This window comes from Vibrio sp. 1249-1, assembly GCF_033340495.1.
Map to the genome: position 1 here is coordinate 1 of NZ_JAWOWJ010000406.1, position 779 is coordinate 779.

1 pseudogene is annotated in these 779 nt (G+C 45.1%); it reads left to right on the top strand.

The annotated features are described in order from the left end of the window. Positions 1 to 779 (top strand): annotated as a pseudogene (locus tag R7Z50_RS26670) (glycosyltransferase family 39 protein); the annotation flags it as partial.

Sequence of the window (779 nt, forward strand, 5' to 3'; positions counted from 1 at the left end):
GTGTTCTTCAATAAGAAGTGTTGGCAGCAACTACGATCATCACCTGCGTTATTAAGTGTATTCGCTTGGGTTGTGCTTGTTATCGCTTTCTTTAGCCTGAGCCCGGGTAAGCGAGGTGTTTACATATTGCCAGCGCTTCCAATGCTTGCTGTTATTGCGGGTTATGCGTTAACGAACCAAGCTTGGCCTAAATGGACCGACAAATTACTTAAAGCTATCGTGTTGATTTTAAGCGTAGTTTTGTTTTCTGCCGCTGTTGTTGCAGGTCTAGAGGTTAAATCCGTCACGAAGCATTTAGGTGAGTACGATTCTATATTCCCTTACGTCGTATTCTTTCTTGTTGCCGCAGCGATTTGGGTTGGCGCATTTTTTAAAACGCGCACGGTACAGGCTCGATATACCTTTTGGGTGGCTCTTGCGCTGACTTGGGTCTGGTATAGCGTTGCGGGATATACATTGCTTAACCCAGTTCGCACGCCGGCTAAAGAGATCATGTCAGAAGCACAAAAAGCAATCGGTAAAGATGGTGAGTTAGGACTGACGCTATTTAAAGAGCAATTTTTGCTGTTTTCACCTGTGTCGGTAACACATTTTAGCTATTTGTCAGATCACAAAGAGCAAGAGCGCAATGCTTGGTTGTGGCTACAAGAAAAGCCGAATCGGTATATCTTGACCCAAGGTGGGAATGAGATGGAATGTTTCGATGCCAACAAAGCGAAAAAACTAGGGGAAGCCCATCGCCGGGATTGGATTTTATTTGATGCCGAGAGTGCGCTTGA